Consider the following 274-nt stretch of genomic DNA (forward strand, 5'->3'; position numbering starts at 1 on the left):
CTGGCAGAACCTGCTGCCGCTGTATAACCTGCGCATGAGCAACCTCTCTGCCGTGGTGATACGCCCACAGATCCCTGAGCTTGCCCGCCGCGTTGCCGATGGGCTGAAGAACCACGATTATGTGGCCGCGAAGCTAAACGCCCATGCCAATTTCCACGTGCCCGCACCGCTGGCGCCCGAGCGTCGCGCGCCGGATTCGATCCAGTTCAATCTGGTCGGCATGACTGATACGCAAATCGCAGATTTTGCGCAGGCTACGGCGGACAAGGGGATG

General features: G+C 60.9%; 1 protein-coding gene. It reads left to right on the forward strand.

The genetic code is table 11. From position 1 onward, the window contains the following. On the forward strand, positions 1-274 hold a 274-nt coding region (locus tag R2R70_RS20170), incomplete at both ends, for a hypothetical protein (RefSeq protein WP_410978928.1).

Origin of the sequence: Cobetia sp. SIMBA_158 (assembly GCF_046566945.1) — a bacterium.
Taxonomy (GTDB): domain Bacteria; phylum Pseudomonadota; class Gammaproteobacteria; order Pseudomonadales; family Halomonadaceae; genus Cobetia; species Cobetia amphilecti.